The sequence below is a fragment of the Flavobacterium sp. Flavsp81 genome (assembly GCF_059491325.1).
Map to the genome: position 1 here is coordinate 4,788,453 of NZ_CP168505.1, position 26,539 is coordinate 4,814,991.

Consider the following 26,539-nt stretch of genomic DNA (forward strand, 5'->3'; position numbering starts at 1 on the left):
TTTATATTTCTAAAAATTGTTTATCAACAGATAGGGTTAAAGGAATTTTACCGCCTACTTGTGTACCTTCATTGTTCCACATTCTGTATTCAAACTGCGCGTTTAATTTTTTAGTCCCTGAAATTTGCTTACTGTCATGCATAATCAATACCTGAGAATAATCTTTAGAATGCAGTACTTTGTATTCGTTGTTAAAACTGTGAAGTACTTTTTCAGGATCAGCAAGAACATCTTCTTCACTATACAATACTTTTACAGTGTCTTTAATTTCTTCCAATGGCATTTTAGGAATATTAAAAGGCTCCGGATTACGAATTAAAATCGCTTTGATTTCACCTGTATTGGTATCAATAATGCGGTTTACTTCTGTGGTTTGTGCCGGATCAAGAGGAGATAATTTTAAAACTCCCGCAATTGCACGATCAAATGGATGTTGATATTTTAATGCAATCGAATCACTTAAGGTGTTTGGAGTTATTGCTGCTGAAACCAAATGATATAAGGCATCAATTTGATTTTGCGCTAAGCTTAAATTAACATCAAACAAAGCTTTGCGTGACTCGATTTCATCAATAATAAAACTCTGTACCTGCTCTTCAAAATCTTTGTAACGAGAAGTCTGGAATCCGAATTGGTGAACCAGAACATTCTCGCCATCCTGTTCAGTATCGTTTTGGTTGGCATCAAAATAATTATTCACCAACACAGTATAGAGTTTCGATGGTTTTAAATCGGTCAGTTTTACTGTATAACCATATGATTTAGGTTTTAAAGGCTCTCCAAGATCTAAACTGCATTTCATTTCAGGATTAGCATTGATGAAATTATTTATCAATTGAATACCCAACGGAATTCGGGGATCATTGTCAGTTACCCATTCCATAGTTTGTTCATCAGCTTTTGGATATCCTGTTATTTCTTCATTAAACGGATACGGAATCAGCAGATCAGTAAGCGGATCTTTTATAATAAGATTTAATGCTCCTTTAATCTTAGGTCTGGTGTCACCATATTTCGCCCAATCTTTCAACATATGATGTACATAAGGCTTGCTGAAGAATAAGGATACTTTACATTGCTCATTTCCGTAGAATGTAGGTTTAGATTGCAGTAAACTTCCATCAGCATTAGGGTAAGAACGGTTGTAATCTAAATATTGTCTTAATGATGTCAATGGTGATTTAGACAATTCTGTCAGTTCATTTTTTACTGGTGCTGTCTGACTAGCAGGAGTTACTGGGTCTGGAGCAGGGTAGTGGCCAACAGGTCCTCGTGTTTTGAATCCGTAATAGTATTTAAACTCATTTGTTTTTTTATCATCTACCAAATCTGTTAGAACAAAATCCAGACAATACGTTGTATTTGGTCTCCAAATAGGCTGAACTGTATTTTGTACGGCATCTCCCATTGCTTTAAAATCATCTCCTACAGCTGTAATATCCGGGATAGTTGTATTATGGAAATAACTTTCTTTACTCAGCCAATCAATTCGTTGGATATAGGTTGTATAATCTAACTCCGGATCATTATCAGAATCTCCTCCATCAGAACAAATAACATTTTTTACAGTAATTAATTTTGAGTTTTTTGGCGCTCTTATATAATCCAGTTTCGCAGCGATTGCCAGTGTACTTAGCTCTGTACTTCCGTTTGTTAAAGCTGATGCTGATGAGATTATTCCATCAGTTTCTGCAGGGTACAAAGAACAATTATCAAATTCATTATTAAACAAGGAGAAGTAAACTCCTTTTTCCTTTTGTTTAGAAGAAAGCATCAGGATTTCATTTACAGACGGTTCATTCTGCACATGAATAATTGACGCATTATCAACCGTATTTCCTCTTTTAATTAATCTTGTAAGTACCAGGGATGAATCAAATACAAATAAGTAATGCTCATTATAGGCAACAATAGAACCATCGTCCAGAGTACTGTTTGATAAGTAAACTGCAGAATCAAAAATGGTATTGTGTTTGATTATCGCCAGTGAATTTTCCGTTATTTGTGCCAAACCAAACTTTCCATCTGAAAATTTAACAGTAACTACAGTTTTCCCGTTTGCAAGGAAAGCATCGATGATTTCAGACACAGATGGATCAGAAATTACTTTTGTATCGTTTACAGAAATTACATTTGTGCCGGTATTAAGGCTAAAACGAATGATCTTTTTGTCTTTTGTAACCAGACTGAACTCAGTATCATTATGCTGAAGCACTTTAATCGCAGCTTCATTGATTTTTACACTTTGAAGAATTGCACGATCAACTCCGCTAAGCCAATTAATTTTGGTTTCATTTTCTAATGTACTGATCCATAGTAATTCATTATCTGCTAAAGGCAATAATCTGTTGAAACCTAAAGAATAGGAATTCAGATATTGTACTCCGGAACTTAGATTTAATTCGTCATCAAGTCCAATAATGGCTGTTGCAGCAGCAGGAGCCTGACATCCTACAATAAAATCAGTATCAATAATTGCTTCTCCAATTCCTTTACATTGTTTGGCATCCAAAGCCTGAGTTACCAGCAAAGTGTCATTTACAACCTGCATCGAGGTAACTACGCCGTTTAACTTACGTTCTCTTACGATTTCTCCTTTTGCATTAATTTGTAAAAGCACTGTTGTATTTGCCTGTGGATGAAATGAAATCAGGTAAGTATCATTGTACTTAATTATTTTGTCGAATGAATATGTAATTCTTCCGTTATATCCGTAATAATTAGTAAAAGTAAGAGCGTTTGGAGTTCCTGCAGACGGGGTATCATTTCCTGCATTTGCTTTTAGTGCATTTAATTCAGCTATCAGCAAATCATATTGTACAACATCATCAGGATTTGACATATCAAAATCCCCACTTTCGCTTCCATAAGTATCATCAAATAATGCGGCAATTTTTTCTCTTATTGCTTTAATCTCTGCTGCATTTGCTCCTTCGGGTGTAATGATGATTTTATCAATTTTTGTTTTTAAAACAGGATCATCATTATCCCCTTTCTCATCATACAGCGTAATAGCATTTTGCAGCTCTTCTTTGCTGTATATTAAGTCATAAGAAACCGTTGAATTTTTATTTTTTCTAATTTTAACGGGGTCGTAAGAAACCAGTTTATCACCTTCTTCTTTAATAACTGCCGTATAGGCTTTAATTTTTACTTCTTTTGCCTGAGTGGTAAGCTTTAATACCGGCTCAATTGCTGATTCAGGGAAAATGATTTCTAACTCATTATAGTTTTTAAAGGATAATGATTTATTATATCCATAAGGATTTTTTTCTCCCGTAATACTCATAAAATCCCCGCCTTCAATTTTATTGTTTTCTATAACTTCCGGCGCATCTCCTATAAGCTTAAAGTACAATCCATTGATCTTATCTGCTTCATATTGGGTTGGTACATAATAACGCTGGCCAATTTGTTTATTAAGGAAATCAGTGTGTTCACCTTCGATTGCATCAGATACGCAGAACAATTTTGATGGAGTGATTCCTAATTGCTCCGGCACATGCCATCCAGGTTCTCCGGCACTTAAAAATGAAAACGGATCGGTTGCTAAAATACGGATACTGTCATATTGATCAATTACTTTTTGCCATTGCGCCCAGGGTAAATTTTTAACAAGGTTACGGGCTGTAGTTGTGTCTTCTACAACAGCTTCAAAAGGATGGTAAGGCTCCCAATCACTAATTGTACTGTTCCAGGATTTTAAATCAATAGATTTAATAGCATATTGGTGTTTTACCTGACGCAGTTTTCTTCCGGCCTGAGTACTAACCGGAGGCATCATATCGGTGTAGTTTTTTGCATCACCGGTATAACCTCCAATTTTTTGAGAAAGTTCTTTGTTTGGTAATAAGCCTTTAGCCGTTTTAATATCAATATACGTATCTAACGGAATCTCTTTTGTAATCAGGATTGGATCATTAGGTCGTGATGAAAAATAATTCAGTGCAAATGCCTGATTAGTCAGCATGTGGATTCCTTTTACATTTTCTAATGTTCTGTTATCCTGGCCATCAGCATCTGTTCCCATAGGAAGCGGACTATAAGGTTTACGATCTACAACTCTGTTAATATCCCATTGGAGTTCTATCTTGAAATTTTTACGGACTTTAACAAAGCCGATTTTTATACGCACACTTAATTCCAGCTTGGCATAAATCAAGAAAGGTTTGAAAGATTCTACAGAGAAAATAGTATCCAATACAATTTCTACATTGATGATCCAGATTTTAATTTTGATACCGCCACCTGCAGCAATATAACCACCCATTTGGGGACGTTTGAAAGAAATTTTTCCGCCTAATTCCAGATAAGCCCATAGTTTTACTTTGGCTGGTCCGAAGCTTTTTTCCAGTTTAAAATCTAGTCGGGCACCGGCTTCAATTCCCTGAGCCGAAAGCATAATAAACGCTTTGGCAGTAAATAAGGTTAAGATTCTCGCCGTAATCGGGTCTTTTCGTGATCCTAAATTTACATACCACGGTTTTTGATTTTTAAAGAAGAAACCTGATTCTAATAAAGCATGAAGCTGAAAGATTTCTCCACTGTCTTTCGGGATACTAAAATCTGCTCCGGCAGCTAATTCCAATGAGTCATCTCCAAAAGCGACCATAGCAAAAAACGGAGGATTACTAGGGTCATCTTCAATAAGCCCTAATCGTCCGGCAATAACGTTTAATCCCGCCTCAATATAAAATAGAGTAGGCAGTGATAATAATAACATCGCTCGTAATGACAAGACATGACCGCCATCTGCAGTAGTGCCAAATGTTGCTCCGGCACCAATAGAGAATGGTGATTTGTATTGTAATGAATCTGGCGGCCCGCTAAATTTTCTGATATTAATTCCGGGCTTAGGATATTTATAAAACTCGTACCAGGAATTGTCTTTAGTTAATCCTACAGCTTGTTTGGTTGCCACATATCTAAACCCTAAAAGACCTCTAAAAGCAGAAATAGAAATAAATCCTAACGGAATAGGGGTAGGCAATTCAATGTGAGCATCAATCAGGAATGCAGGATATTTAGGCATAAAGCGCAACCCTACACCACCGGATATTTTGGCTTTTGGTAATTTTAAAGAAACCTCTCCTATAAATTCAGGAGATTTTCCAGGTTCAGGAAGCGAAATCATACCGTGAATAATCGCCATTGCTGATGAAGCGGTTGCACTTCCCGGAATCATTAAATCGACTTCGATGGTTTGAATTCTTAAAAAAGAATCTCTTGGTCCATCATCTGTACAATAGTAATATTTAACACCTTCTCCACGGGCATCTAACCCTAACGGATTGATACTGATAGCACCATCAAATCCCCAAAAATTGTATTTGCGGCCGTTAATTTGGGTAGCACCAAAATTAATATTAGATACAGCCATTTTTACAGGACCAAGATTCAAAGAAATATTTAAAGGAATTGGAATAGAGCCTCCTTCAAGTTCAATATTTCCGTCACTATAAATGCGAAGCTTTTCAAGGATGATTTTTTGACCATCCATCAGAGTGCTCATCGTTTCATTAATAAACGAAACCTCACATCCCGTTCCGATATAATAATCATTGTCTTCTTTTCCCAGCTCAAAGCTATTGAATTTGAAATTTACGAAATCAAATAAGGTAGCTTCCGGTTTGCTTGCTTCCGGGAAGGAAGCCGTAAGATTAAAATCACCGTCATCATATAAGTGACCTTCTACATCTACAAGAAGTGGTAGGCCTCCTTGTTTGAATTTTTTAATTTCTAAGGCACCCTTGATGTTAGAAGAGATAACTCTGTTTTGTTTGAAAGTAATGTCAAATTTTTCAAAGCCAACTTTAAAACCTTTACTTTCAGAACCAATGGTTTTCCAAAGCACATTTTTATATAGACCTGATAGAAAAACCTGATATTCCTGGGCTGTATTAAAAGTATAGATTGTATTAGCACTTATTGACTCAGATATTAAATCAGTGTTAGTTTTTAAGGTTAACGGAAATTTGAAAGCATGAGGCAGGTTATTGGCATTTAATTGTTGTAAATAGACCAATAAATCACTGTAATTTTCGATTGTTTTATCCTTGACAACACCATCTTGTTCGTTCTTTTCAAACATAACAATTGGGTAAATAAAGCCGAATTTGTCGTTGAAATAACTGAAAGTATTACCTATAAGCTGAGGAACAGTTTCCAGATAAATATTTCCGGACAGACCTCCTGAACCTACCAATAAATCTGAAGCGCCAATTTTTAAGGTAGGAGTAATATTTCCAGTTGGGGTATGAAACCATTTTGAAGGCAGGGTAACCGATACTGCACGGGCATAAACCCCAACAAAATCGTTAGGTCTGCCATCTGCATCTGCCTCAGGGATATTGGTTTTTTTACTTAAATCGACTTTTAAAGTGTCTAATTCAAGGATCAGCCCCGTTTTACCAATCATAGCGTATTTAGAAGGACTCAGAGTTCCTCCCATTTCCAGCTGATACCCAATTCCCGCTTCAGTATCTGCATACAACTGCGCTTGTGCAAATACAAACATTGATTTAGCATCAGGTTTAACTATTTGCGTTAGTGGGTCTTTATAATCTGAACCGTCTGATTGTACAGGTCTTAAAATATTTCGAGGAAACTCAATACCGGCGCTCAATGCTAATGTAGCTTTTGCCTTTGGTGTAATAATTCTTCTGATGTGGGCTTCGATACCGTCAGGAGCAATGATATTATAAAATTCCTGTAACTTTCTTTTGGTATCTGCTATATCATTTTGTGCGATATAAACGGCAAATAAAAGCATTGGAATCGATTTTGTAATCGTTGTATTATTGTTGATAAGCGTAATAACACCATCAATAGACTGCTCTGTATTTCCAGGGAATTCTAAATCAGTTCCTCCCAGGTCGTTAATGTCTTCTAAAAGCTGCTCGAATTTTGTTTTTCCTTCTGAGGCCTCAACAAAAGTATTCAGCATGTGGGCAATTACCTGCTCTTCGCTGATGCGGAAAACCTGTAATCCTACTTTATAAAAATCTTCTAAGGAAAAGGAAAAACTGCTGGAGCTGAATGTTTTCAGGAAAGCTAAGATCTCCCATTGATATTCCAGTGTAATAGGAAACGATGAAATAGAAGAATCATTGTTTTTAAGATCCGGATTAAGCACAAGTGCTAAGTCAAAAGGTAACGGAAGAGCCAGCCTCTTGCTGGTTACGATATCTAAACTGTAAAAGGCCGAGTCGCCACGATACCCCTTTGAATATTGTAAATTTTTATAATGGATCTTATCAAAAATGGTATTTAAACCATCTTCGACAAACGATAAAAACTCGGGTAAGTCATCTACGGTAACTATCTCTGATAATCGAGGATAATATCTTGCTGTAGGAATTGGAACCGCTGTAATTGGATTAGTTGGCATATTCTGTATTTTTTTGACTTTAATTTTTGTTCATATTTTGCATGATTGAATTCTGGTTGTTACAACCAATCTGCATAATCAAATTATTAATCCATTATTCGGTTTTATAGGGTTTACCGCAATTTATTCGGGCTTACATAATGGTTTCAAAAAGGACGTTTTAATAGTGTTTTTCCTTTTGATACTGTAAAGATGGGCCTAAAATCATTGTTTGAAAAATTTGTGCATAGTGGTTTAACAGGGATGTTCTATGACTTTACAGAGTTGTAAAGCAAGTGGATAACATATAAGTTTTGGCTGTAGAAAAAAGCCAATAACAGGGTAGGGAAACTTGTGGTTTTAAGTTTCCATTTGAATGTATAGAAATGTAATTTTTTGGGTTGCCAGATCATCATTTTCTGTCTTAAGAGTGACAGTTTTTATGATCGTTTGTTGTCAGTATTTTTTACTGAGGTTGTAGTTTTTAAAACAGCTCAAAAGAACTTGGTTCTTTGAGCTGTTTTTTTTAGAGAAATAGATTTTCTATAAAGTGTAAATGTGCAAGCTTTTTTAGTATGAGACAGAGGAAAAAAGAAAGAAACCATTCCAATACTAAAACTGTATTCTCTATGGGAAAAGGAATTTTAATAACTTAGATGTTATACCTAATTTATAAAGGTTATGCCCAGGGCCTTCTAAAAAGTTCCAAGAAATTATGAAATAAAACAAAACGGTTGGTAAACTAGAAACTAAAATATAAGTTTGTATATTTAATTTTGGTTTTCCGATCTTTTCTATAAAATCCTTTTCCCAGCTTTTGTAATATAGTATAGAGTAAAATCCAGATAAACTGATAGCAAATGCTCCCAAGATTGAAAGAGGAATTATTCTGTTGTCAACATTTAATAATGGTATTACAATCAAGAAAAAAAGAAAAAGCAATACAAACAAAAATAGCCAAACAAGGAATGCTAATTTATTTTGTTTAGGATACGTTTTTAGTTTATACTCTAAGATTTTATTTTTAGCCGCTTCAATTAAAGCATCAAATTCACTTAAATTTATTTCTTGTCGTTCTAAAAACTTTTCAATTTCATAATTATCATAACCATCATTTATTTTGTCAATAATAACTTCTATAATTTTTTCTTTTTCCATTATTGTGATATTTTTTAAAAATAATCTTATTGTAAGATATCTTAAACTTTAGCTCCGTTTAATGGTGGAGTCAATAAAAAATCTCTCCAACCAATAACTATCTCCTTAAAATCTATGGTAGGTAGTTCATATACAAAGTTATTATCGTCATATAGTTCAACCCTATCGTGATAAATCATTATACTAACATTTTCACTAGAATTACTTTCTTCATAATTAACACTTAAAAAAGCAGCTTGAATATCAGGTAACAAATCTTCGTTTATTTCTTGAGCATTTGACCATTCGTATAAAAATAAAAATAAATATTTATTTTGTATATTAGGGTATTTAGTAACTCTTCTTGGATTATTATTGAATTGTTCAGCTGAATTAACAAAGTTAACTTTGTATTTATTTATTAAATTCTGATTCATATACTTAATTTATACTTAATTTATACTTGGATAAGCTGATTTGATAATTCCGTTTTCCATTTGAAAAATAATTTCAACACCATCAGACATTGTTCCTTTTAAAAGACCGTTTTTTAATACCTTATTATTAAACGCGAAAGCTATTTCTTCTTGTACTTTTTGTTTTGTCCAGGTATTAGGAAAAAAGGTACTAGCTTTTTTCTTTGTAATCCATCCTCCGTTAATTGGACAGCTTGGGTCGTATACTCTGATTTTAGCTTTGTAATATCCTAATCCTGTGGGACCAACAGGGCTTATGTTTCCGATTATTATAGCTGTTCCATTTTCAATTGCTTCATTATGATGAACACCTTTACCAATCCATTCATAGTGATTATCCGGATGAGGAGGAGGTAATTCCAAATACATTTTCTTTAACTTCGGACGTATCTGACCTACGAAAACTTCTATTTGTAATTCATTAGAATTTCTAGTAAGATGAAAACTTTCTAAAAACTCGACAGTTCTTTGATTTTTTAAATATTTAATTTCGTTTTTCCAAATATCTACGAGATTATATTGTTGAGTAATACCATTTACTATTCTCGTATGCTGAACATTCATTTTCGTCCAATCAGCCTCTTTACTTATATTATAAAAATTTGCGAAAAATTCATATTTTTCCTCTTTTGTAAAAGTACTAAATCTAGTTAAAATATTATCTCCTGCATAAGAAGGTAAATTTTCTAATTTTAATTGCATCAAATCTGTCAAAGCTTCAATATCACAAATAGATTTAATTGCATCCATTGTGTCTGAACTTAATCCATGACTCTTTCCTAACGATATTAGCTTAGCTTCTTGCTCAACGACTTCAGCCGCCGCATTAGTAAGCTTTCTTTTCATAATGGGATCAGTACCTAAGGATACAATTGTAAGAACGTCAAATAAGACACTTACTTTATTTGTAAATTCTCTTACATCAGGATCTGTTGTTGTGTTATTAGAATAATTATTAATAGCTGATAAATTATCTGCGGTAAATTCCACTGTAACATTTACTCCTTCTACTGCCTTCCAGAATAATACAGTTTCTGATGCTGTTGCAGTTCCTGTCCAAACAGATCTAGCTTTCGACAAGTAACCAAAATATTTTAAATCATTTAAAGCGCCAACACCGGTTAAATTTAAAGCAATTTCAGCCACAAGAACAATCCCAAAATCTAACTTTTTTAAGTCGCTATAATCTTGCATATAATATAAGAAGAATACAGGGATATTAGGAAAAGGATCGTTTAAGTTAACTCCAGTTTCAGGATCTTTAAAAGTTTCTACTAAATCTAAGTCAGGTTTAAAACCCACAATTGAAATAGGTTGGTATAATTCATATGTACCGTATAATGATGTAAAAGTATCAGTATGAAAATTATTTTCTTTTGAAGAATTTTCTATTGTGTAAGTTGTTTGTTTTTGATGTATTTTTATTTTTTTTCCTTCAAAATCACCTAATATGTAGTCAGTTCCTGTTGTTCTCATATAATAATCAGTCGAACTGCTACTAGAAGCATTATATACCAATAATGCAGGAGAAGTCTCTGGATTATAAAAAGCAGAAAAAGCACTTGCATTACCATTTTCAGTAATCAATTTCATATAGTAAGACTCAGGATAAATTCCAAAAACATTTACTGGTAATGAATAAGATGGGTCAGCATATTTTGGGTTATACTTTGAGGATTTCCATATTTTATATAACATTAGAATAAATTTTTTCCTGTTGTCGTTAGTTTTTAGAAAACCAACAATATATTCTAATGGACCTATAGTATATCTTCCGATTCTGTCATCATCAATTTTTGAATACAATATTTCGAAAAGGGTTTGTTTAGTATCAAAAGTATTAGTTTGCTTATAAACATTTGAAACTTGATAAATCTGTATTTGCATTAATGCATATAGCAGATCATTTCTCTCTGATGCAGAAACAGAGTCGAAAGTGAAAGATTCTATTACTTTTAAAGCCAATTTTTCTCCACCATTAAGTTCTGTCATGTATTGCTTAAAACCACTTATGTTTTTTAATAAGTCAATTTTATCATTTGTAGGAACAGTTGCTAACGCTTCGGCTGATAGACATTTTGCCAACCAATAAAATTGTTCTTTTTTAGGAGCTTTTTTAATTAGAATTTGATTAGCATAAAAACTATTATAGAAATTAGTTAAATTTCTCATGTAGTCTTCTAAGACTGCAACAGTTGGATTTGCAAAAATTGGTTGTGTACTCCATTCAGATTTTTGACTATTTATATATTGGCCAAAATCAGTACTTGTATCTAATTCGATTAAATTAAATATCTTTTCAATTGAGTTTATTAGAATACCAATTTTCGCAAATAGAAAAGCTTTTGATTGTTTATCATTTATATCAGTAAGTGGAGTTACAAATAATCCAATTTTGTGAGTATAAAATTGCATTGCAGTAGAACTCAATTGTACATTTTCTCCTTCGAGAGGATTAGGAACTACTCCCGGAGGAATAGCAATTTGCCATGTTCCATAATCAACAATTGGTATATTTGGTTCGTAAGCCCATTTAAATGTTTCTATTTTACAGAAGTCAGTATATGGCGTAACAACTTTCAGTTTCCTAACAATTATTTCATCTTTTGCTGATGCAGGTTTAAAAGTATATTTATGATTTTTTAATTCATGGAGCTTATTTTTATCTATTAAATACTCTAAGAAAAATTGTTCCTCATAAAATCCACCAATTACATCTCTGTCAATTTGACCTACTAAATCTTCTTCTCTAAAGTCTTCTTTTACAGTTTCTTTGAATTTTTTTGTAACTCCATCAATAACGGCTTCAAACGAATTTAAAAAGCCATATATAGTGTATTTTGGATTGGTTAAACCGGTTAGTTTAACAACGTTCCCTGATTTTAAAATTGCGGCTTGTTCCATTATAAAGATAAATCTAGGTCTAACATTAATTCTTTTCTTAAGTCTTCTTTTGTATACTCACTATACCTCTTACTAAAATGGTATCTTCTATCTAACGCATACACAAAAACAGTATCATTATCTTCCGGTTGAAATAATTCGTTTTTACCTGCAGCATTTTCTGCTACAAAACCAACTTTGTATTTTTGATACTTGATGTTTTCAGGAGAAATCAATTCACTGCCATCTTCAAACAAGTCAATTAAAAACAGTCGGGGATTTTTTAATCCGGGAACAATTAATGCTTGAATTTTCAGGTTTTCGTCTTTCGTTAGACCTAAAATAATTTTGTTAGGAGTACTGTCGTCCAGCGTTTTTAATTCGAGACCTGTAATAGTTTCTGTACTATCTGTAAATAGTTTTAGGTTATAGTAATAAGGATCCGGTAATTGGTATGTTTTGCTTTTGGTTACCGCACCACTGGCTGAGGCGCTGGTTTTAGTATCAGGGGTCGTGCTTCCGGTTGCAGAGACGGCATTGTTCATGACATCACCGGCTTCCGTTATATAAGTTACACGGGCAACTGTAGCAGGTTCTTCAATGCCTGTTTCAATAACGTCATTTACCGTTAGTGTTTGTGCAATTGAAATTCCTTGTTGTTTCTTATCATAAAATTCATTGATAAGGTTTAGTTTTTCAGAAGTCATTTTAGAGAAACTGTTATCTCCGCTTAATTTTAATAGAGGCTTTGCATCAATTAAGCTAAACACATCGTCAAAAAAGTTTGCTTTTCCGTATAAAATAACAAGCTCACCATTTTCATCTAGTGTTGTTCCAATTGTATGGATGTTAACTTTTCCCTCATAAAGCAGGATATTTAGGGTTGCAATGTTTTTTCCGCCTGCTGCAGGCGTTGTAAGCTGTATTGCTGACGTTAGATTGCTGTAATTGCCTTCTGCATCAGGAAGTAATCGTAGACCATCAGCATTAATAAAATTATCTTTCTGTGCATTGGCTATTTCGGCAATCTGCCCATATAAAGCCGTATTGTTGTTGTTATCTGTTGTCAATTGCAGATACAGGTTGTTTGTTGTAACGGTATTTGACTGTGATTGTGTATTGATTAAAACAGGCCAGCCTGAAGCACCATATGTTGCAGCAGTCATTGGAACAATTCCGGTTTCCGTATTTGCTAACAATCCGGTTTTAAGGTTTTCGGTTCCTGTTTCATTGATTTTATAGTTTCCGTAAAAATCGTAACTGCGCGTACGGTCACTCTGGATATAGACGTACCAATTGTTTTTGGTAGCAAACTTATCAATGACTTCATTGTAAATGTCGTTGCCTTTTCTTTTGGTTTTTGTTCCTGAGATAACGGTTGTTACAATACCTTCAGGAACAAATAAACCATAAAATGCTGCAATATCGATAAACTGTGTGCTTTGTTCGCGCTGCAGCTTCTTTTCTACATCATTGCCCGAAAGTGAGATTTCAGCTTCTTTGGCACGGGCATATTTTAAATCGAAAGCAAACTCGCTGTTGTCAAAGTTATGCTGATAGTCGCCATAATTAAGGACTACATCAATTCCACAATCTCCTGTAAAATTCCCTAATGATTTTCCGATATCAATCATAGGCAGTTCAAAATTATCCTTTTCATCAAAAACTCCTTCTCCTTCTTCTGTAGCTGCTACAAATTCTGATTCTTTAAAAAAGAAACTGGACAATAATGTCGTATCCGGTATTTCCGGCGAAGTATCATAGCCAATATATTTGGCTGTAAACAGAGGAGGAGTTATGAGATTGCCTTGCACATCTTTGCGGCCTTCATGAAAAGCTTTGAAATCTTCATTTATTTTATTGATAAAATCAGAATTTACAGTCGGGTTATCATCCAGGATTTTAAGCTCGGTACCTTGTAGAGTGAAAAAATCTCCTAATTGCAAACCTCTGTATATAAAGTATTTTACATTTAAACCCGGAAAAGGCTGTTTGTAAGGACGAAGAATAAGGTTTACTTTGGTAACGGGTGATGTTTCCAGATCGGGTTTTTGTGGCTGTACTAAAACCACTCCTTTGCAGATCGAAAATGCTTTTTTTGGACTGGACAAAGTAAATTTAGAAGTCAATCTGAATTTAGTTTCAGGAACAGGGCCAAAAGCCTGATCGGGCTGTTGTTGAAGACCTCCTGACTCTATGAAAAAATGAGACTGTGTAGACATATTTGAGTTGTTTTAATTTTTTTATTTAAACCATGAAGGCTTGTAGATTTTATAGAGGAATCTCACGATCAGAAAGATCAATACAAGAAGTAGCAGTCTTCCCAGCCAAACCTGTACTTTTTGCCAAAAAGTCAAATAATTAATAAATTTTGTAATTCGGATTGTTTTTACTTCGGCTTCTTTTACTTGTTTCGATTTCCAGAAGGCATAGAGTTCCTGTTCTTTTAATTCGCAGTCAACGTTGAGTTTATTGTTATCAAGGCGAACCTTCGGGCTTTTTAATGTACGCCCCGGTTCGGCCTGAATAACATTTTTAAGAACTACTTTTCCGTTTTGGCATTCTAATAATGCCCTGAAAGAACTGCTGTCTTTCTCGATTTTAAAAACAGTATCATGCACTGTTTCCGTAATAGTAATGATCTTCGTTTTTTCTTCGCTTAGTACCGGTTTCGGGCTTTTGCACGAAACCAGAACTAAGACTGAAAAAAACAAAAAAACAATTCGGTTTAGATTCTTGTTCATATATGTTTGAATTTTAAAAGTGAAAAGGATTAGTATTTGCTGTAGTATTCAGCAATTGTTTTTGTGTTGTGACAGCAAAGATTAACCTAAAGCCGGCGGTAAAAAAATGAATGCAAAGTGGTTGAACTTATGTGTTCTAAGACTGTACAGAGTTGTAAAGCAAGCGACTTGCAAATGGATAAGAGAATAATTAAAAGTGATTTATCTTATTGAAAAATAATCAGAATAAGTAATCAAAGTTTAGCCTGTTTCTCAATAGCTTCTTCTACTTTTTTGAGTTCAATAGTTACAGCTGTGCATAAAATTTCATACAGGGTTGTACGTGAAATAGGATAGACGGGGCAAATATATTTACGCCAGACGACAGTGGTAGGAACATCCTCAGTCTTATGTTTATAATAAAGATCTTTGATAAGTTTGTAACGTAATAATTTATTTCTTTGAGTCCCCAGGCTTCTGTTTGTTGGTATTGACATATGATTTAGGATAAAATTGATAGTTGAGACAAGTAGGAAAGCATATTGTGTTTTAAACGACTACACGATTGTATAGAGATGATTTTACGATTTAAAAATGGCTGCAAACGAATTCAGCCCGTAATTTGCTTAGGTCTTTTGGTTTTTGTTCCTGAGGCAACTGTTGTTACGGGACCTTCAGGAACAATAAACCATGGTATGATTATTAATTACGTTGTTTTGTGCTGAAATTTTACTACTGCTGTTATTTTGAGATGATTACAGAAGTGGAATGGTGATAAAAAGTCACTTTTATGTAAACTTTGTATAAAGTGTTATACGCAGTCCCGGAGGAGTATCATAGAGACGAAGATTCGGTTTACATGATCATTCCACTCCTGTTTGTGGCCACAATACATCATCTCCTGGCGGAGGTTTTGCTTAAGTTTAAGCTTGAATAATTAATGGTTTTTATTGTTTCAGGACGACGAAACCTTTAGGCTTTTTAATCTGCACCCCGGTTCGGCCTGAGCAATATTTAAAAACGATTTCTTTATTTTGATATTCTGAGAATGCCTATTGGGGTTACAGTCTAAGAAATCCCTTTACGGTTTTAATTTCTCTTTTTCTTCTGCAGACCTTATAGCCTTCGCGGCTTCCGAGATCATTTGTGTTTCCTTCAATTGTATGAATAATATTTCCAACAATTTTTTCAACTATTCCGGTATGTCCCAATCCTTTTCCTAAATCCAGGATAAAAATATCTCCTGTCTTTGGATTATTCTGTACTAATAGTGGTCTGGAATTGTATTGGTCTAATACGCCTCCGGTTTTTTTTAGGGGATTTTTAAGATTTGTTTGTTTGGAAGCATTTTGTGTGCACCAGTAAATAAAGGCCATGCACCATGAATATCCTTTTCCGAGGCCTACACTTTTTAAGTAAATTTCTACTTCAGGACCTGAATTGGTATATTTTGGAATTTCTTCTACCCCAATTTGTGCGATGGCTATTTCTAATGTTTTTTCAGCAAGTGTCATTGTTGTTTTCCATTTAATTGTTTGAATTTTTGCAACTCATCAACTAACTGTTGATTGACTACCATTAGTTCTCTATGTTGAATCTCCATAGTTTTAATAGTTTCAGTTGCTGCAGTTAATCTGGCAGAAATATCATCCAGTAAATCACGATAATATTTGACTGCATTAACCGCATTGTCAAGTTCGGCAGCTCTGTCCAGAGCTAATGATTTTCTCATAGAGAATAACCAGGTAATAAAAGAGGCAAAAAATGCCGTAAGAGTTGGGTAAATAAATTGTTCCATTTTAATGTGTATTATAAGACTTCGATAATTGATGTTCTTTAGGGAAAATGATAGTAATTCAGGTTTTACTTCCGGTTTTGATTTTAGTGATTGTTCCCTTTTGAGACTACAAATATCAGCCTAAAAAAAGCCTTAAAAAAACGAATGCAAGGAGTGTGAACATTTGTATTCTAAGGCTTTACATAGTTGTACGGTGAACGAATTCAGGACATTTTTTGTCAAAGCGAAGCCTCATCCTTAATCATGACAGGATGTAGTTTTTCTGGCTAAAAGATTCGTTTTGTTTTACAGTGATTAAGAAGATTTTTTGGGATTGCCAAGAAGTTCTTCAATTCTTTTTAATTCTGAAGTGATAGGTGTACAAAGAACTTCGTACAATGTAGTTCGTGATATCGGATAAACCGGAGAAACATATTTACGCCAGACTACTGTTGTGGGAATATCATCTGTTTTGTGTTTTTGATACAATTCTTTAATCAGTTTGTAGCGAAGCAGTTTGTTTTTTTGAATTCCGAGACTTCTGTTTGCAGATATAGGCATGATGATGAGGTATTAGGAGTGATGGGAAAAAATAAAGAAGAGTTTAAAATGAAAATGAAAAATTAATAAATCATTTATCATTTGGATAGTTGTGTGGTATTTTAGGAAGTAAAAGAGAATGATTAAAGTTGCATAGCTTTGGGGTGTTTTTAAATCTGAATTTTTTACAATTCCAGTTTCTGAGACGGCTGTCTTAAAGGTTAATTATTTACCTTACAGCGTTATGATTTGTATTAATCTTGTTTTTACGCTCATTACTGTATTGTTTAAAAATGGTCTTAATTCTAAAATAAAGCCATTCACGGAATAATAATATTGGTTTTATGTTAGTTACAATAAGTAAAATAGCTAAAATGGCTGAGGCATAGATATCGTCATTAGGCTGCATTGTTATGTTTGTTTTGCAGGTTAAAGAAATTAAAAGCATATCCGTGTAAAAAATCTACTGATGACATAGATAACGGAATATTTGTTCTTGTACCATTTTCATCAATTGTGCTTGCCTCTATAAACCAACTTGAGCGAACAGGTTTAAAGGAAGAAGCAATAATTTCAACGCCATCTGTGAATTCTTCATTATTGAATTCTTTAGTTAATTTTTGAAGTTCCAAAACCCGGGAACCTTTTAAATTTCCTTTTGCATCTTTCTTTAAAAGATTAAAAACAATCTTTACCAGTGACGCAGTTTCCTTACTGGTAGATAATGATGAAATGTAATTTTGCACTTTTTCAATACCAATAGTCACAGTGTCGTCCCAGCCTTCATTGATGCGGTATCCAATCGTAATTTCTTCCTTGTCATTAGAGAAAGTGTGTGACATTTGTTTTTCCTTAAAGCCATATACCTGATTCTTTAAGTCCAAAATAGTTTCAAACAACTGAAACGTTTCCGTTTTTACATTTTTCATCATTTCAGACGTTTTTTGTAATCTTGAAAGCGCTCTCGGAATCGTTTCTGCTACCAGTTTTTTGTAAGCGTCTCTTTCTTCATTTTTTTTATCTTCTATTCTGTTTAAGGCTTCTTTTAACTGTTGCGCAGAGAATTGAGATAAGTCCATAGGTTGATTGATTGTATTCATGGTTGCTGGTGTGTTCATAGTATATTGGTTTTTAGTTTTGTAATAAAATTTCTGATTTGTCTTTAAATGGATCGTCGTAATAAGGTTTAAAATTATGTAGTTGGGCAAGTCTGGCTACATCTTTTAATTTGTTTTCAAGATGCGGTGCAACCGGGCGGGGAAAAGCTGTTTCGTCGTCCAGAATATGCATCCATTGAAAACGTTCCTGATTGATACAGATTCTTTCTCCCGCAGTGAAAGTTTTTGTTCGCTCTGAGCAATATTGCAGCACCAGATATAAAAGTGCGATGCGTTCTTCGATTTGTTTGTTACTCATGATTTTTTTCTAAAAGGGTTCTTAATTTTTTTATGTCAGTCTCGATTAAATTTCTTTCCGGGCTATTTGGATTTTCAATCAGCCAATTTTCTAATTCCCGGATTTTTTCTTTGATTTGAATTGTTTCCATTTTATATTATTAAAAGTTATTGATTTGAGATTAAACCTTCTGTTTTGATTTACTACGGGTCACGCGTAGTTTTATTCCTGTTTTGTGTTTTTTAGACTGTATTCGGTTTTTTATTTTAAAAAGGCATATTTTGTATTAGTAATCAGGTTATTAATTTTTATTTTTTTTGATTAATACTTTAGTGTGCTATTAAATTGTGTTTAATTCTATTTGTTTTTGATGATTATTTTTCTTTACTTTGCAAATATAATGTAAAATAATACATCAAAACAAATTTTTAACGTAAAAAAATACATCTTTTTATGGGGTCTACTGAAAGAATGAGAGAATACCTTGATTATAAAGGGATTAGCAAGTATAAGTTTTGTAATGACTTGGGGTTTTCAAATAAATTTTTAGATAATAGCAGTAATATGGGTACGGATAAAGCGTGTAAAATATTACACTATTATCCGGAGATAAGTTCAGAGTGGTTGTTAACAGGGAATGGTTCCATGTTAAAAGAAAATAATACTGATATTGTAATAATGAATACTGATAGAAAAACAAATGATTCGCTTCATATAAGTCAGGAAATACCGCTTTATGATCTGGAAGCAGTAGCGGGTCTGCGGGAATTGTTTAATAGTGGCACACCGCAAAGAGTTCTGGATACTATAAAAATTCCAAATCTGCCAAAATGCGACGGAGCAATTTCTGTAACAGGAGATAGTATGTATCCGCTGTTAAAATCCGGAGATATAATTTTATATAAGGAAACAGAATTCGAGAATATTTTTTTCGGAGAAATGTATCTGTTAAGTGTTAAGTTAAATGATTGGGAAGAATATATTACAGTAAAGTATGTTCAGAAATCAGAACATGGACAAGAATTTGTAAAATTGGTAAGTCAGAATTCTCATCACCAGCCTAAAGACATTCATATTTCAAAAATCTCCGCATTGGCACTTATAAAAGCAAGTATTCGTATTAATACTATGATGTAAAAGGTCGTTTTTATTCTCTGCCCGGGACAGAAAAGAGCAAAAACAGCATCATATTATAATTGCCTTTTAATTTTTCCTTAAGAATTTTAAAAGCCTTGCTAATTTGTGCTTCAACAGTTTTAATAGAAATATCTAAATGTTCTGCTATTTCAATATTGGTAAGGCCTTCCTTTTTACTGAGAATAAAAACCTGCTGGCACTTAGGCGGTAAATTTTGTATTTCCCTATTAATAATGGCAAGCATTTGTTCTATTGAGCTCTCCTCTGTAGTTTCGATAACCTGATGCATTGACTCCACATATTTTTGCTGCAGCAGCATCATAGCCTTATTTTGCTGATAGCTGTTTATAAATTCATTATAGATGGATTTATACAAAAAGCTCTGTATGGAAAATTCAGGATTAAGTTTATTTCTGGTTTTCCATGTTTTCAAAAATACATTCTGAACAATATCCTGGGCCATTGAATGATCATTGACCAGGGTAAGTGCATAGGCATTTAATTTTCTATGAAATTTATTCAATAGAAACGTATAAGCTTTTTCTTCCCCATTTATGAGGCTTTTTACCAAAACAGCATTATCATCAAAACCCATAAAAAGTATTTATTTGGCAAAATAAAGAAAATATATATATGGATATAAAAAAAATAGTAACAAAAAGTTAGGGTATTGTAATTCTGCCTTGTATTATATAAAAAGTATAAGGAAATGGATTTCAAAAAAATTGAAAGCATAATCGTAAAATATTTTTCTCAGTCGGCAAATATGGACGACCTGGATATATTAAACAAATGGATAGAGGATCCGGAAAATCAATTGATTTTTCAGGAATATGTTAAAACACATTTTGCTATAACTTTAGCAATGAACAATCCGGATACCAAAGCTGTTAGAAAAGTACTTTTAAAGGAAATCAGAAAAGAAAAGAAAAAAACATATAAGTACAGACTTACTGCTATAATAAAATATGCCGCAATTGCCATTCTGTTTATAGGAATCGGTTTTTTGTTGCAGAAGAATATATTTAATGATAATAATGACAAACGGATAATCCTGCCCGGAAAAGATGAAATTACACTAAAGCTGGGAAATGGCAATATTAAAATTATAGCTGTAGACGGGACTTCAAAGATATATGATGCCAATGGGAAAATAGTCGGACAACAAAATGGCAAAGAATTGGTTTACAGGGGCAATGGAGAATCCGGAAAGTTAGTCTATAATACTTTAAGTATTCCCAATGGAAAACAATTTAATATTACACTTTCAGACGGGACGATTGTGCATTTGAACGCGGGAAGCTCCATTACCTTTCCAGTACAATTTCTAAAAAACAGAATCCGTAAAGTTTTTCTATCCGGCGAAGCTTATTTTGAGGCAGCACATGATAAAAAAAATGCTTTTGTAGTAAATGCCAACAAACTTGATGTCCAGGTTTATGGTACAAAATTTAATGTAACCAACTATCCTGAAGATAAAGCGACAGATGTAGTATTAGTTGAAGGCTCAGTAAGTCTTACACAGTCAGGATTATCAGTAAAAAGTAATAATGAAGTCTTTCTAACACCCGGCTACAAAGGCACTTTTGATAAAGAAGACAAGAAAATTTCAAATGAGAAGGTAAACACCATTTTATATACTTCCTGGATGACCGGTAATCTTGTATTCAGGCAGGAACCTTTTGAAAATATCATTCGAAAACTTGAAAGACATTATAATGTAGTCATTATCAATAATAATCAAAAATTAGCTAAAGAAACATTTAATGCCACTATTGAAACTGATCATGAAAACATTGATCAGGTTTTCACATACTTTAAAAAGGTATATCAAATTGAATACAGTATCGTAGAAAATAAAATAATAATCCACTAAAAAAGCAATGCCAATGAATTGAAGTTCAAATTAAACTAGTACTAACTATCACTTCTTACCATATCCTAAAAAAAGGGACAAAAAAATCGGAAAATGCTCGAACATTTCCCGATTAGGTAAAGTGATCAAACCAAAAGATTAATCACTAATAAACATTCCAAAATTATGAAAAAACCACCAAAGTCGAATGGATTATTTCCGTGGGACTTAAAATTTGATTTAAAAATGAAGTTATCACTGTTATTTTTTGTCACCGCAAGTTTTGTCATGCAGGGAGGTACATCTTATTCTCAAAAAACAAAGATCTCTTTGGATAAAGAAAATGTTGCGGTAAAGGAAGTTATCGATGAAATTGAGACAACTACTGAATTTAAGTTTCTGTTTAATACAAAAGCAGTTGATTTAAACCGTAAAGTATCTTTAAAAGTTAAAAAGGTTTCGATAAATACTATCCTGGATTTACTTTTTAAGGATGTCGATACTAAATATGAAATTGATGACCGTAAAATCTTGTTAACCAAAAACAAAGAAAATAAGGTGATTATGATGGATTTACCAAATCTGATTGATTTGCCTCCAAAACAAATTACGGGTGTTATTACAGATTCAAAGGGACAACCTTTACCAAGTGCTAATATCGTAGAAAAAGGTACTACTAATGGGGTAACTACAGATTTTGATGGAAAATTTTCCATTACAATTTCAAACGAAAATGCCACACTTGTAATATCTTATATAGGTTTTGATACTCAGGAGATAAAAATAAACGGCCAAAGCACTATCAATGTAATGTTAAAAGAAAGTGCTGCAGATTTAAATGAAGTTGTTATTATTGGATATGGTAAACAAAAGGCCGGAGATGTAACAAGTGCAGTAGCCAGTATAAAATCTGAAAAATTTACACAGGGACAAAATAGAGATGCAGGACAGCTAATTACAGGAAAAGTTGCAGGTCTAAGTGTAACTAATGCTACGGGAGACCCCAATGCTACGACTTCAATTAAATTGAGAGGGAATAATACACTTTCTGGAGCTTATACAAACCCTCTGGTTCTAATTGACGGCATACCCGGATGGCTCGATACGGTAGCTCCCGAAGATATTGAAAGTATAGATGTGCTTAAAGATGGATCTGCAGCCGCTATTTATGGTGTACGGGGTACCAATGGGGTTATTTTGATAACCACCAAAAAAGCTAAAAACGGAGCACAAATAAATAATGTGGAATATACAGGTTATATCAGTACTGCCCAAATATCAAGAAAACTTGATTTTATTGGCGCTGAAAAGTTTAGGGAACTATATCTGGGAGCAGATAACGGCGGAAATGTAGACTGGCTTAAAGAAATCACCACATCTCCTGTAATCCATGTTCATAATCTTTCATTACAGGGAGGAAATTCGCAAACAAATTATATAGCAAATATTAACTATAACAGTCAGGAAGGGGTTTTTATCGAATCAAACAATAAAACATTCAGAGGACGTATTGAAGTAAACCATAAAATGTTTAATGATAAGCTAAAACTTCGCTTTTCAGTATTAGGCAGAGAGTCGTATACGGAAGGTAATTTTTCAAACTGGGCATATTATCAGGCACTGAGACGCAACCCTACAGACCCGATTAAAAATGTTGATGGCACGTGGCATGAAAACTTAAATAAACTGGGATATGAAAACCCGTTGGCTCTTATTTACGAGGCAGATGGAAATACAAAAACCACAGAGATGCGTTATGTAAGTACGCTTACATACAACCCGATCGAAGATCTTACTTTGAATGCCAATTTTTCTTTTAGACGCCAGCCGAGCACTAACGGAAATTCAACTACATTAAACCACATTTCAAATATACGTGATAACTCCGGTGTTAATGCGTGGATCGGTGGCTATACTGATACCGAAAAACTTATGGAGCTGACGGGTACTTATGAAAAAATCATAGAAAAAAATAAATTTACAATTCTTGGCGGTTACAGTTATATCGAAAATGGCGGGGAATCATGGAATATGTTTAATAAGCAGATTCAGGATGATATGTTCGGAGGATGGCACAATATAGGTTCCGGTTCCGGTTTACAGGAAGGTTTTGCAACTATGGGGTCCGGAAAATGGAAAACCAATCTTATTAGTTTCTTTACCAGAGCAACATATGCTTATGATGATAAATATCTTTTAATGGCAAGTGTAAGGCATGAAGGGGCAAGTCAGCTTTGGGGAACTGACAATGCATGGGGGACATTCCCGGCAGTTTCTGTAGGATGGAAGCTTACAAAAGAACCTTTTATGCAAAACCAAAAAATATTTGATGAACTGAAACTACGTGCAGGATATGGTATAACAGGTTCTCAGCCATCAGCAGGATTTCTGGGTGTTGCAATGCTGCAATACGGTGATTATGCCTATGTAAACGGACAGTGGATACGAACAATAATACCGGCATCTAACCCAAATCCGGATCTTAAATGGGAAGAGAAAAGGGAAACGAATATAGGCCTTGATTTTAGTTCATTAGGAGGGCGGCTTTCCGGGTCTATAGATCTTTACACTAGAAATGTTGAAGGGCTTTTGTACAATTATACCGTACCAGTTCCGCCGAATCTTTATCCTAACATCATGGCAAATGGGGGTAATATGGTAAACCGGGGTATTGAAGTCCTTATTAATGCAGCTCCAGTGCAAACTGCTGATTTCAAATGGGATACTTCAATTACATACTCTACAAACGATAATACCCTTAAAAGCTTGAATGGAAGTACATTCAAAACTGATAATGACTATTTTGATACAGGATCTGTAGCTTACGAAGGTCAGGTTACAAGTTCTCACAGGGTTCAGGTAGGGGAAGCAATTGGTAATTTTTATGGTTTTAAAGTAGTAGATGTAGATGATAACGGCAAGTGGATTTATGAAAATCGTAATGGAGAAAGAGTTCCTTATGATAATTTTACGCATGCTCCCGAAGACAGACACTATATTGGTAACGGTATCCCAAAATGGTATGCGGGATTTAACAATACTTTAAAATACAAAAATCTGGATTTTACTGTAAACATGCGTGGTGCTTTTAACTATCAGATTATTAACGAGGCACGTATGAACTTTGAAGGGACACAAAATGGATATAGAGATAACCGTTTGTCATCAGTAAATGACAAAGTATTTGGAAAATCAACCTTAAATCCATCTGTTGCAGCTGAATTTAACAGCTACTATATTGAAGACGGTGATTATTGGAAAATAGATAATATTACCATGGGATATACTTTTGAAAAATTTTCTAAAGGTTTTAAATCCATAAGAGTATATGGTTCTGTAAACAATGCTTTTATTTTCACTTCCTACAAAGGCATTGATCCGGAAGTTAGTACATCAGGTTTGGATCCCGGAGTTGACAGACGCGAAAAATTTCCGACTGTACGCACATTTGCCCTTGGTTTAACAGCTAGATTTTAATATTAAAAATTACTGCAATGAAAACAAAAAATATATTATTCGCTGCTTTTTTAGTTGGTCTATTAAGCACTACCTCTTGTAATGACCTGCTTGATGAAAGTTACGGAAGTGTACCTACTGCGAATTTTCATCCAAAAACAGATTTGGAAATAAGTGCACTTGTCAACGCTGCATATATCCCATGGCGTAAAACTATGCTTTTGTGGAACGGTGTTGTGCGTACTCAGGAACTTTCTGCAGATCAGGACGTCATACCGGCACGCATTGGTATTGGGTGGGTTGACGGCTATATTTATAAAAGATGGCACCAACATACCTGGACCACTAATGATGATGGCATGTATCAGCCGTGGAGCCGAACATTTGAAGGCATTAATACCACCAACAGGATTATTACACAAATCGATGAGGGCGGTATTGTGCTTCCTTCCGATCAGGCAAAAAAATCTTTACTGGCAGAACTTCGTGTATTAAGGGCTTCATATTATTACATTCTTATTGATCTTTATGGAAACGTTCCTTTAGTTACAAATTTTCGTGACGCAGCACTTCCAAAACAATCAACAAGAGCTGAAGTATTTGACTTTATCGTTAAAGAAATAACAGACAATATCGATTTACTTTCACCAGAAGCAAGAGGTTACTATTATGGGCGAATGAATAAATGGGTTGCCCATACTTTACTCGCAAAAATGTATCTTAATGCTGAAGTATGGCGCGGACAGGCAATGTGGCAACAGTGTATTACCCAATGTGATATCGTTTCAGCATCAGGGTTTTATTCACTTGAGCCAAATCAAAAGAATGTTTTTGTAACAGAAAATCAAAATTCCAATGAAATCATATTTGCCCTGCCGATGGATGAAAAATATGTATCAGACTGGAATGCTTTTGATTTCCATATGCAGACTCTTGCTCAGGAAAGCCAACAAACATACAATATGACATTTGCCCCATGGGGAGGTGTATGTGCCACTCCGCAGTTTATTGAATCTTTCAACCCCGAAGATAAACGTTTACAGCAAAACTATATTCAGGGACCACAGTTTGCCCGCAATGGTGATCCTCTGAGTATAAATTACACCATTTCAGTTCCTTCTATTGATGAGTCAGACAAAGATGACGGCTACCGTTGGGGCAAATTTGAAATAAAAATTGGTGCACAAAACCGTCTTGGCAACGACTTTCCGGTATTTAGATATGCAGATATACTGCTAATGAAAGCTGAAGCACTTATGCGCTCAGGTCAGCCTGGTGCAGGTAATTTAGTCACACAGGTGCGTCTGAGAAATTTTGATAATGCCAGTGCTGCAATTGTAACAGACCAACAGCTTATCCTGGGAAGTAATTATGATTACGGTCGAAGAGACACTTATTCACAAACCCATGAAGGTTCAGGTGATTTGATATATGGACGTTTTTTGGATGAACTTGGTTGGGAATTTTGTCAGGAAGGACGTCGCCGTCAGGATTTGATCAGATTTAATGTCTTTACAACAAGGGCATGGTTCTCGCATGATCCTTCAAATTCGAGCAAAAACCTATATCCAATACCGCTTCAGGCTATACAGACTAACAGTAATCTTGTGCAAAATCCAGGTTATGGTAATTAAAAATGGCATGTCTGATGCTAAATAAAAAGCTGCAGGTATTCGATTATAGGGGATTTTAAAATCTTTACTTTATTAAAATTAATTATTTTCAACCCTGATAACTACAGATTTGTAATAAAAAAACCTCCCTGATTGGGAGGTTTTCAAATTTATAATA

17 protein-coding genes are annotated in these 26,539 nt (G+C 34.2%); 4 read left to right on the forward strand and 13 right to left on the reverse strand.

Going from position 1 to position 26,539, the window contains the following annotated elements; translation table 11 throughout:
* Nucleotide 1 precedes the first annotated feature (1 nt).
* From ACEN92_RS19935 to ACEN92_RS19990, 12 genes are all read right to left on the reverse strand, one after another.
* Nucleotides 2-7,390 (reverse strand): hypothetical protein, encoded by a 7,389-nt coding sequence (locus ACEN92_RS19935; RefSeq protein ID WP_495640069.1) that lies wholly within the window; start codon nucleotides 7,388-7,390, stop codon nucleotides 2-4.
* Between the two features lie 606 nt (nucleotides 7,391-7,996).
* Nucleotides 7,997-8,527 carry a hypothetical protein gene (locus ACEN92_RS19940; RefSeq protein ID WP_495640070.1) on the reverse strand — a complete coding sequence of 177 codons (531 nt, stop codon included), beginning with the start codon at nucleotides 8,525-8,527 and terminating at the stop codon, nucleotides 7,997-7,999.
* Between the two features lie 41 nt (nucleotides 8,528-8,568).
* Nucleotides 8,569-8,943 (reverse strand): hypothetical protein, encoded by a 375-nt coding sequence (locus ACEN92_RS19945; protein ID WP_495640071.1) that lies wholly within the window; start codon nucleotides 8,941-8,943, stop codon nucleotides 8,569-8,571.
* Between the two features lie 15 nt (nucleotides 8,944-8,958).
* Nucleotides 8,959-11,886 carry an EndoU domain-containing protein gene (locus tag ACEN92_RS19950; protein WP_495640072.1) on the reverse strand — a complete coding sequence of 976 codons (2,928 nt, stop codon included), beginning with the start codon at nucleotides 11,884-11,886 and terminating at the stop codon, nucleotides 8,959-8,961.
* Nucleotides 11,886-14,087, reverse strand: a complete 2,202-nt coding sequence (locus tag ACEN92_RS19955; RefSeq protein ID WP_495640073.1) for a hypothetical protein — start codon at nucleotides 14,085-14,087, stop codon at nucleotides 11,886-11,888. The genes ACEN92_RS19950 and ACEN92_RS19955 overlap by 1 nt, the downstream gene beginning before the upstream one ends.
* Before the next feature lie 21 nt (nucleotides 14,088-14,108).
* Nucleotides 14,109-14,609 (reverse strand): hypothetical protein, encoded by a 501-nt coding sequence (locus ACEN92_RS19960; RefSeq protein WP_495640074.1) that lies wholly within the window; start codon nucleotides 14,607-14,609, stop codon nucleotides 14,109-14,111.
* Between the two features lie 1,040 nt (nucleotides 14,610-15,649).
* Nucleotides 15,650-16,102 (reverse strand): CHAP domain-containing protein, encoded by a 453-nt coding sequence (locus tag ACEN92_RS19965; RefSeq protein ID WP_495640075.1) that lies wholly within the window; start codon nucleotides 16,100-16,102, stop codon nucleotides 15,650-15,652.
* Complete coding sequence (locus tag ACEN92_RS19970) at nucleotides 16,099-16,386, reverse strand: hypothetical protein (protein WP_495640076.1); 288 nt, start codon at nucleotides 16,384-16,386, stop codon at nucleotides 16,099-16,101. The genes ACEN92_RS19965 and ACEN92_RS19970 overlap by 4 nt, the downstream gene beginning before the upstream one ends.
* A 294-nt stretch (nucleotides 16,387-16,680) precedes the next feature.
* Entirely contained in the window at nucleotides 16,681-16,926 is a 246-nt protein-coding gene (locus ACEN92_RS19975) for a hypothetical protein (RefSeq protein WP_495640077.1), read from the reverse strand.
* A gap of 377 nt (nucleotides 16,927-17,303) precedes the next feature.
* Nucleotides 17,304-18,023: a DUF3164 family protein gene (locus tag ACEN92_RS19980; RefSeq protein ID WP_495640078.1), complete on the reverse strand. Its 720-nt coding sequence runs from the start codon at nucleotides 18,021-18,023 to the stop codon at nucleotides 17,304-17,306.
* Nucleotides 18,024-18,036: 13 nt separating this feature from the next.
* On the reverse strand, nucleotides 18,037-18,321 hold the full coding sequence (locus ACEN92_RS19985; RefSeq protein WP_495640079.1) for a hypothetical protein: 285 nt from the start codon (nucleotides 18,319-18,321) through the stop codon (nucleotides 18,037-18,039).
* Nucleotides 18,314-18,451 (reverse strand): hypothetical protein, encoded by a 138-nt coding sequence (locus ACEN92_RS19990; protein WP_495640080.1) that lies wholly within the window; start codon nucleotides 18,449-18,451, stop codon nucleotides 18,314-18,316. The genes ACEN92_RS19985 and ACEN92_RS19990 overlap by 8 nt, the downstream gene beginning before the upstream one ends.
* 320 nt (nucleotides 18,452-18,771) lie before the next feature.
* Here ACEN92_RS19990 and ACEN92_RS19995 point away from each other — a divergent pair, with 320 nt between their 5' ends.
* Nucleotides 18,772-19,437 carry a S24 family peptidase gene (locus ACEN92_RS19995; RefSeq protein ID WP_495640081.1) on the forward strand — a complete coding sequence of 222 codons (666 nt, stop codon included), beginning with the start codon at nucleotides 18,772-18,774 and terminating at the stop codon, nucleotides 19,435-19,437.
* Between the two features lie 10 nt (nucleotides 19,438-19,447).
* Here ACEN92_RS19995 and ACEN92_RS20000 read toward each other — a convergent pair whose 3' ends face one another.
* The gene (locus tag ACEN92_RS20000; protein ID WP_495640082.1) at nucleotides 19,448-20,032 is read right to left on the reverse strand and encodes an RNA polymerase sigma factor; all 585 of its coding nucleotides are present in this window, start codon (nucleotides 20,030-20,032) and stop codon (nucleotides 19,448-19,450) included.
* Nucleotides 20,033-20,146: 114 nt separating this feature from the next.
* Here ACEN92_RS20000 and ACEN92_RS20005 point away from each other — a divergent pair, with 114 nt between their 5' ends.
* From ACEN92_RS20005 to ACEN92_RS20015, 3 genes are all read left to right on the forward strand, one after another.
* Complete coding sequence (locus ACEN92_RS20005; protein ID WP_495640083.1) at nucleotides 20,147-21,313, forward strand: FecR family protein; 1,167 nt, start codon at nucleotides 20,147-20,149, stop codon at nucleotides 21,311-21,313.
* A gap of 165 nt (nucleotides 21,314-21,478) precedes the next feature.
* Entirely contained in the window at nucleotides 21,479-24,769 is a 3,291-nt protein-coding gene (locus tag ACEN92_RS20010) for a SusC/RagA family TonB-linked outer membrane protein (protein ID WP_495640084.1), read from the forward strand.
* A 17-nt stretch (nucleotides 24,770-24,786) separates the two neighbouring features.
* Entirely contained in the window at nucleotides 24,787-26,382 is a 1,596-nt protein-coding gene (locus ACEN92_RS20015) for a RagB/SusD family nutrient uptake outer membrane protein (RefSeq protein ID WP_495640085.1), read from the forward strand.
* Nucleotides 26,383-26,539 lie beyond the last annotated feature (157 nt).

Coding starts and splice junctions, on each gene's coding strand:
- ACEN92_RS19935 (WP_495640069.1), bottom strand. CDS start 7,390: ATGCCAACTAATCCAATTACAGCGGTTCCAATTCCTACAGCAAGATAT.
- ACEN92_RS19940 (WP_495640070.1), bottom strand. CDS start 8,527: ATGGAAAAAGAAAAAATTATAGAAGTTATTATTGACAAAATAAATGAT.
- ACEN92_RS19945 (WP_495640071.1), bottom strand. CDS start 8,943: ATGAATCAGAATTTAATAAATAAATACAAAGTTAACTTTGTTAATTCA.
- ACEN92_RS19950 (WP_495640072.1), bottom strand. CDS start 11,886: ATGGAACAAGCCGCAATTTTAAAATCAGGGAACGTTGTTAAACTAACC.
- ACEN92_RS19955 (WP_495640073.1), bottom strand. CDS start 14,087: ATGTCTACACAGTCTCATTTTTTCATAGAGTCAGGAGGTCTTCAACAA.
- ACEN92_RS19960 (WP_495640074.1), bottom strand. CDS start 14,609: ATGAACAAGAATCTAAACCGAATTGTTTTTTTGTTTTTTTCAGTCTTA.
- ACEN92_RS19965 (WP_495640075.1), bottom strand. CDS start 16,102: ATGACACTTGCTGAAAAAACATTAGAAATAGCCATCGCACAAATTGGG.
- ACEN92_RS19970 (WP_495640076.1), bottom strand. CDS start 16,386: ATGGAACAATTTATTTACCCAACTCTTACGGCATTTTTTGCCTCTTTT.
- ACEN92_RS19975 (WP_495640077.1), bottom strand. CDS start 16,926: ATGCCTATATCTGCAAACAGAAGTCTCGGAATTCAAAAAAACAAACTG.
- ACEN92_RS19980 (WP_495640078.1), bottom strand. CDS start 18,023: ATGAACACACCAGCAACCATGAATACAATCAATCAACCTATGGACTTA.
- ACEN92_RS19985 (WP_495640079.1), bottom strand. CDS start 18,321: ATGAGTAACAAACAAATCGAAGAACGCATCGCACTTTTATATCTGGTG.
- ACEN92_RS19990 (WP_495640080.1), bottom strand. CDS start 18,451: ATGGAAACAATTCAAATCAAAGAAAAAATCCGGGAATTAGAAAATTGG.
- ACEN92_RS19995 (WP_495640081.1), top strand. CDS start 18,772: ATGAGAGAATACCTTGATTATAAAGGGATTAGCAAGTATAAGTTTTGT.
- ACEN92_RS20000 (WP_495640082.1), bottom strand. CDS start 20,032: ATGGGTTTTGATGATAATGCTGTTTTGGTAAAAAGCCTCATAAATGGG.
- ACEN92_RS20005 (WP_495640083.1), top strand. CDS start 20,147: ATGGATTTCAAAAAAATTGAAAGCATAATCGTAAAATATTTTTCTCAG.
- ACEN92_RS20010 (WP_495640084.1), top strand. CDS start 21,479: ATGAAAAAACCACCAAAGTCGAATGGATTATTTCCGTGGGACTTAAAA.
- ACEN92_RS20015 (WP_495640085.1), top strand. CDS start 24,787: ATGAAAACAAAAAATATATTATTCGCTGCTTTTTTAGTTGGTCTATTA.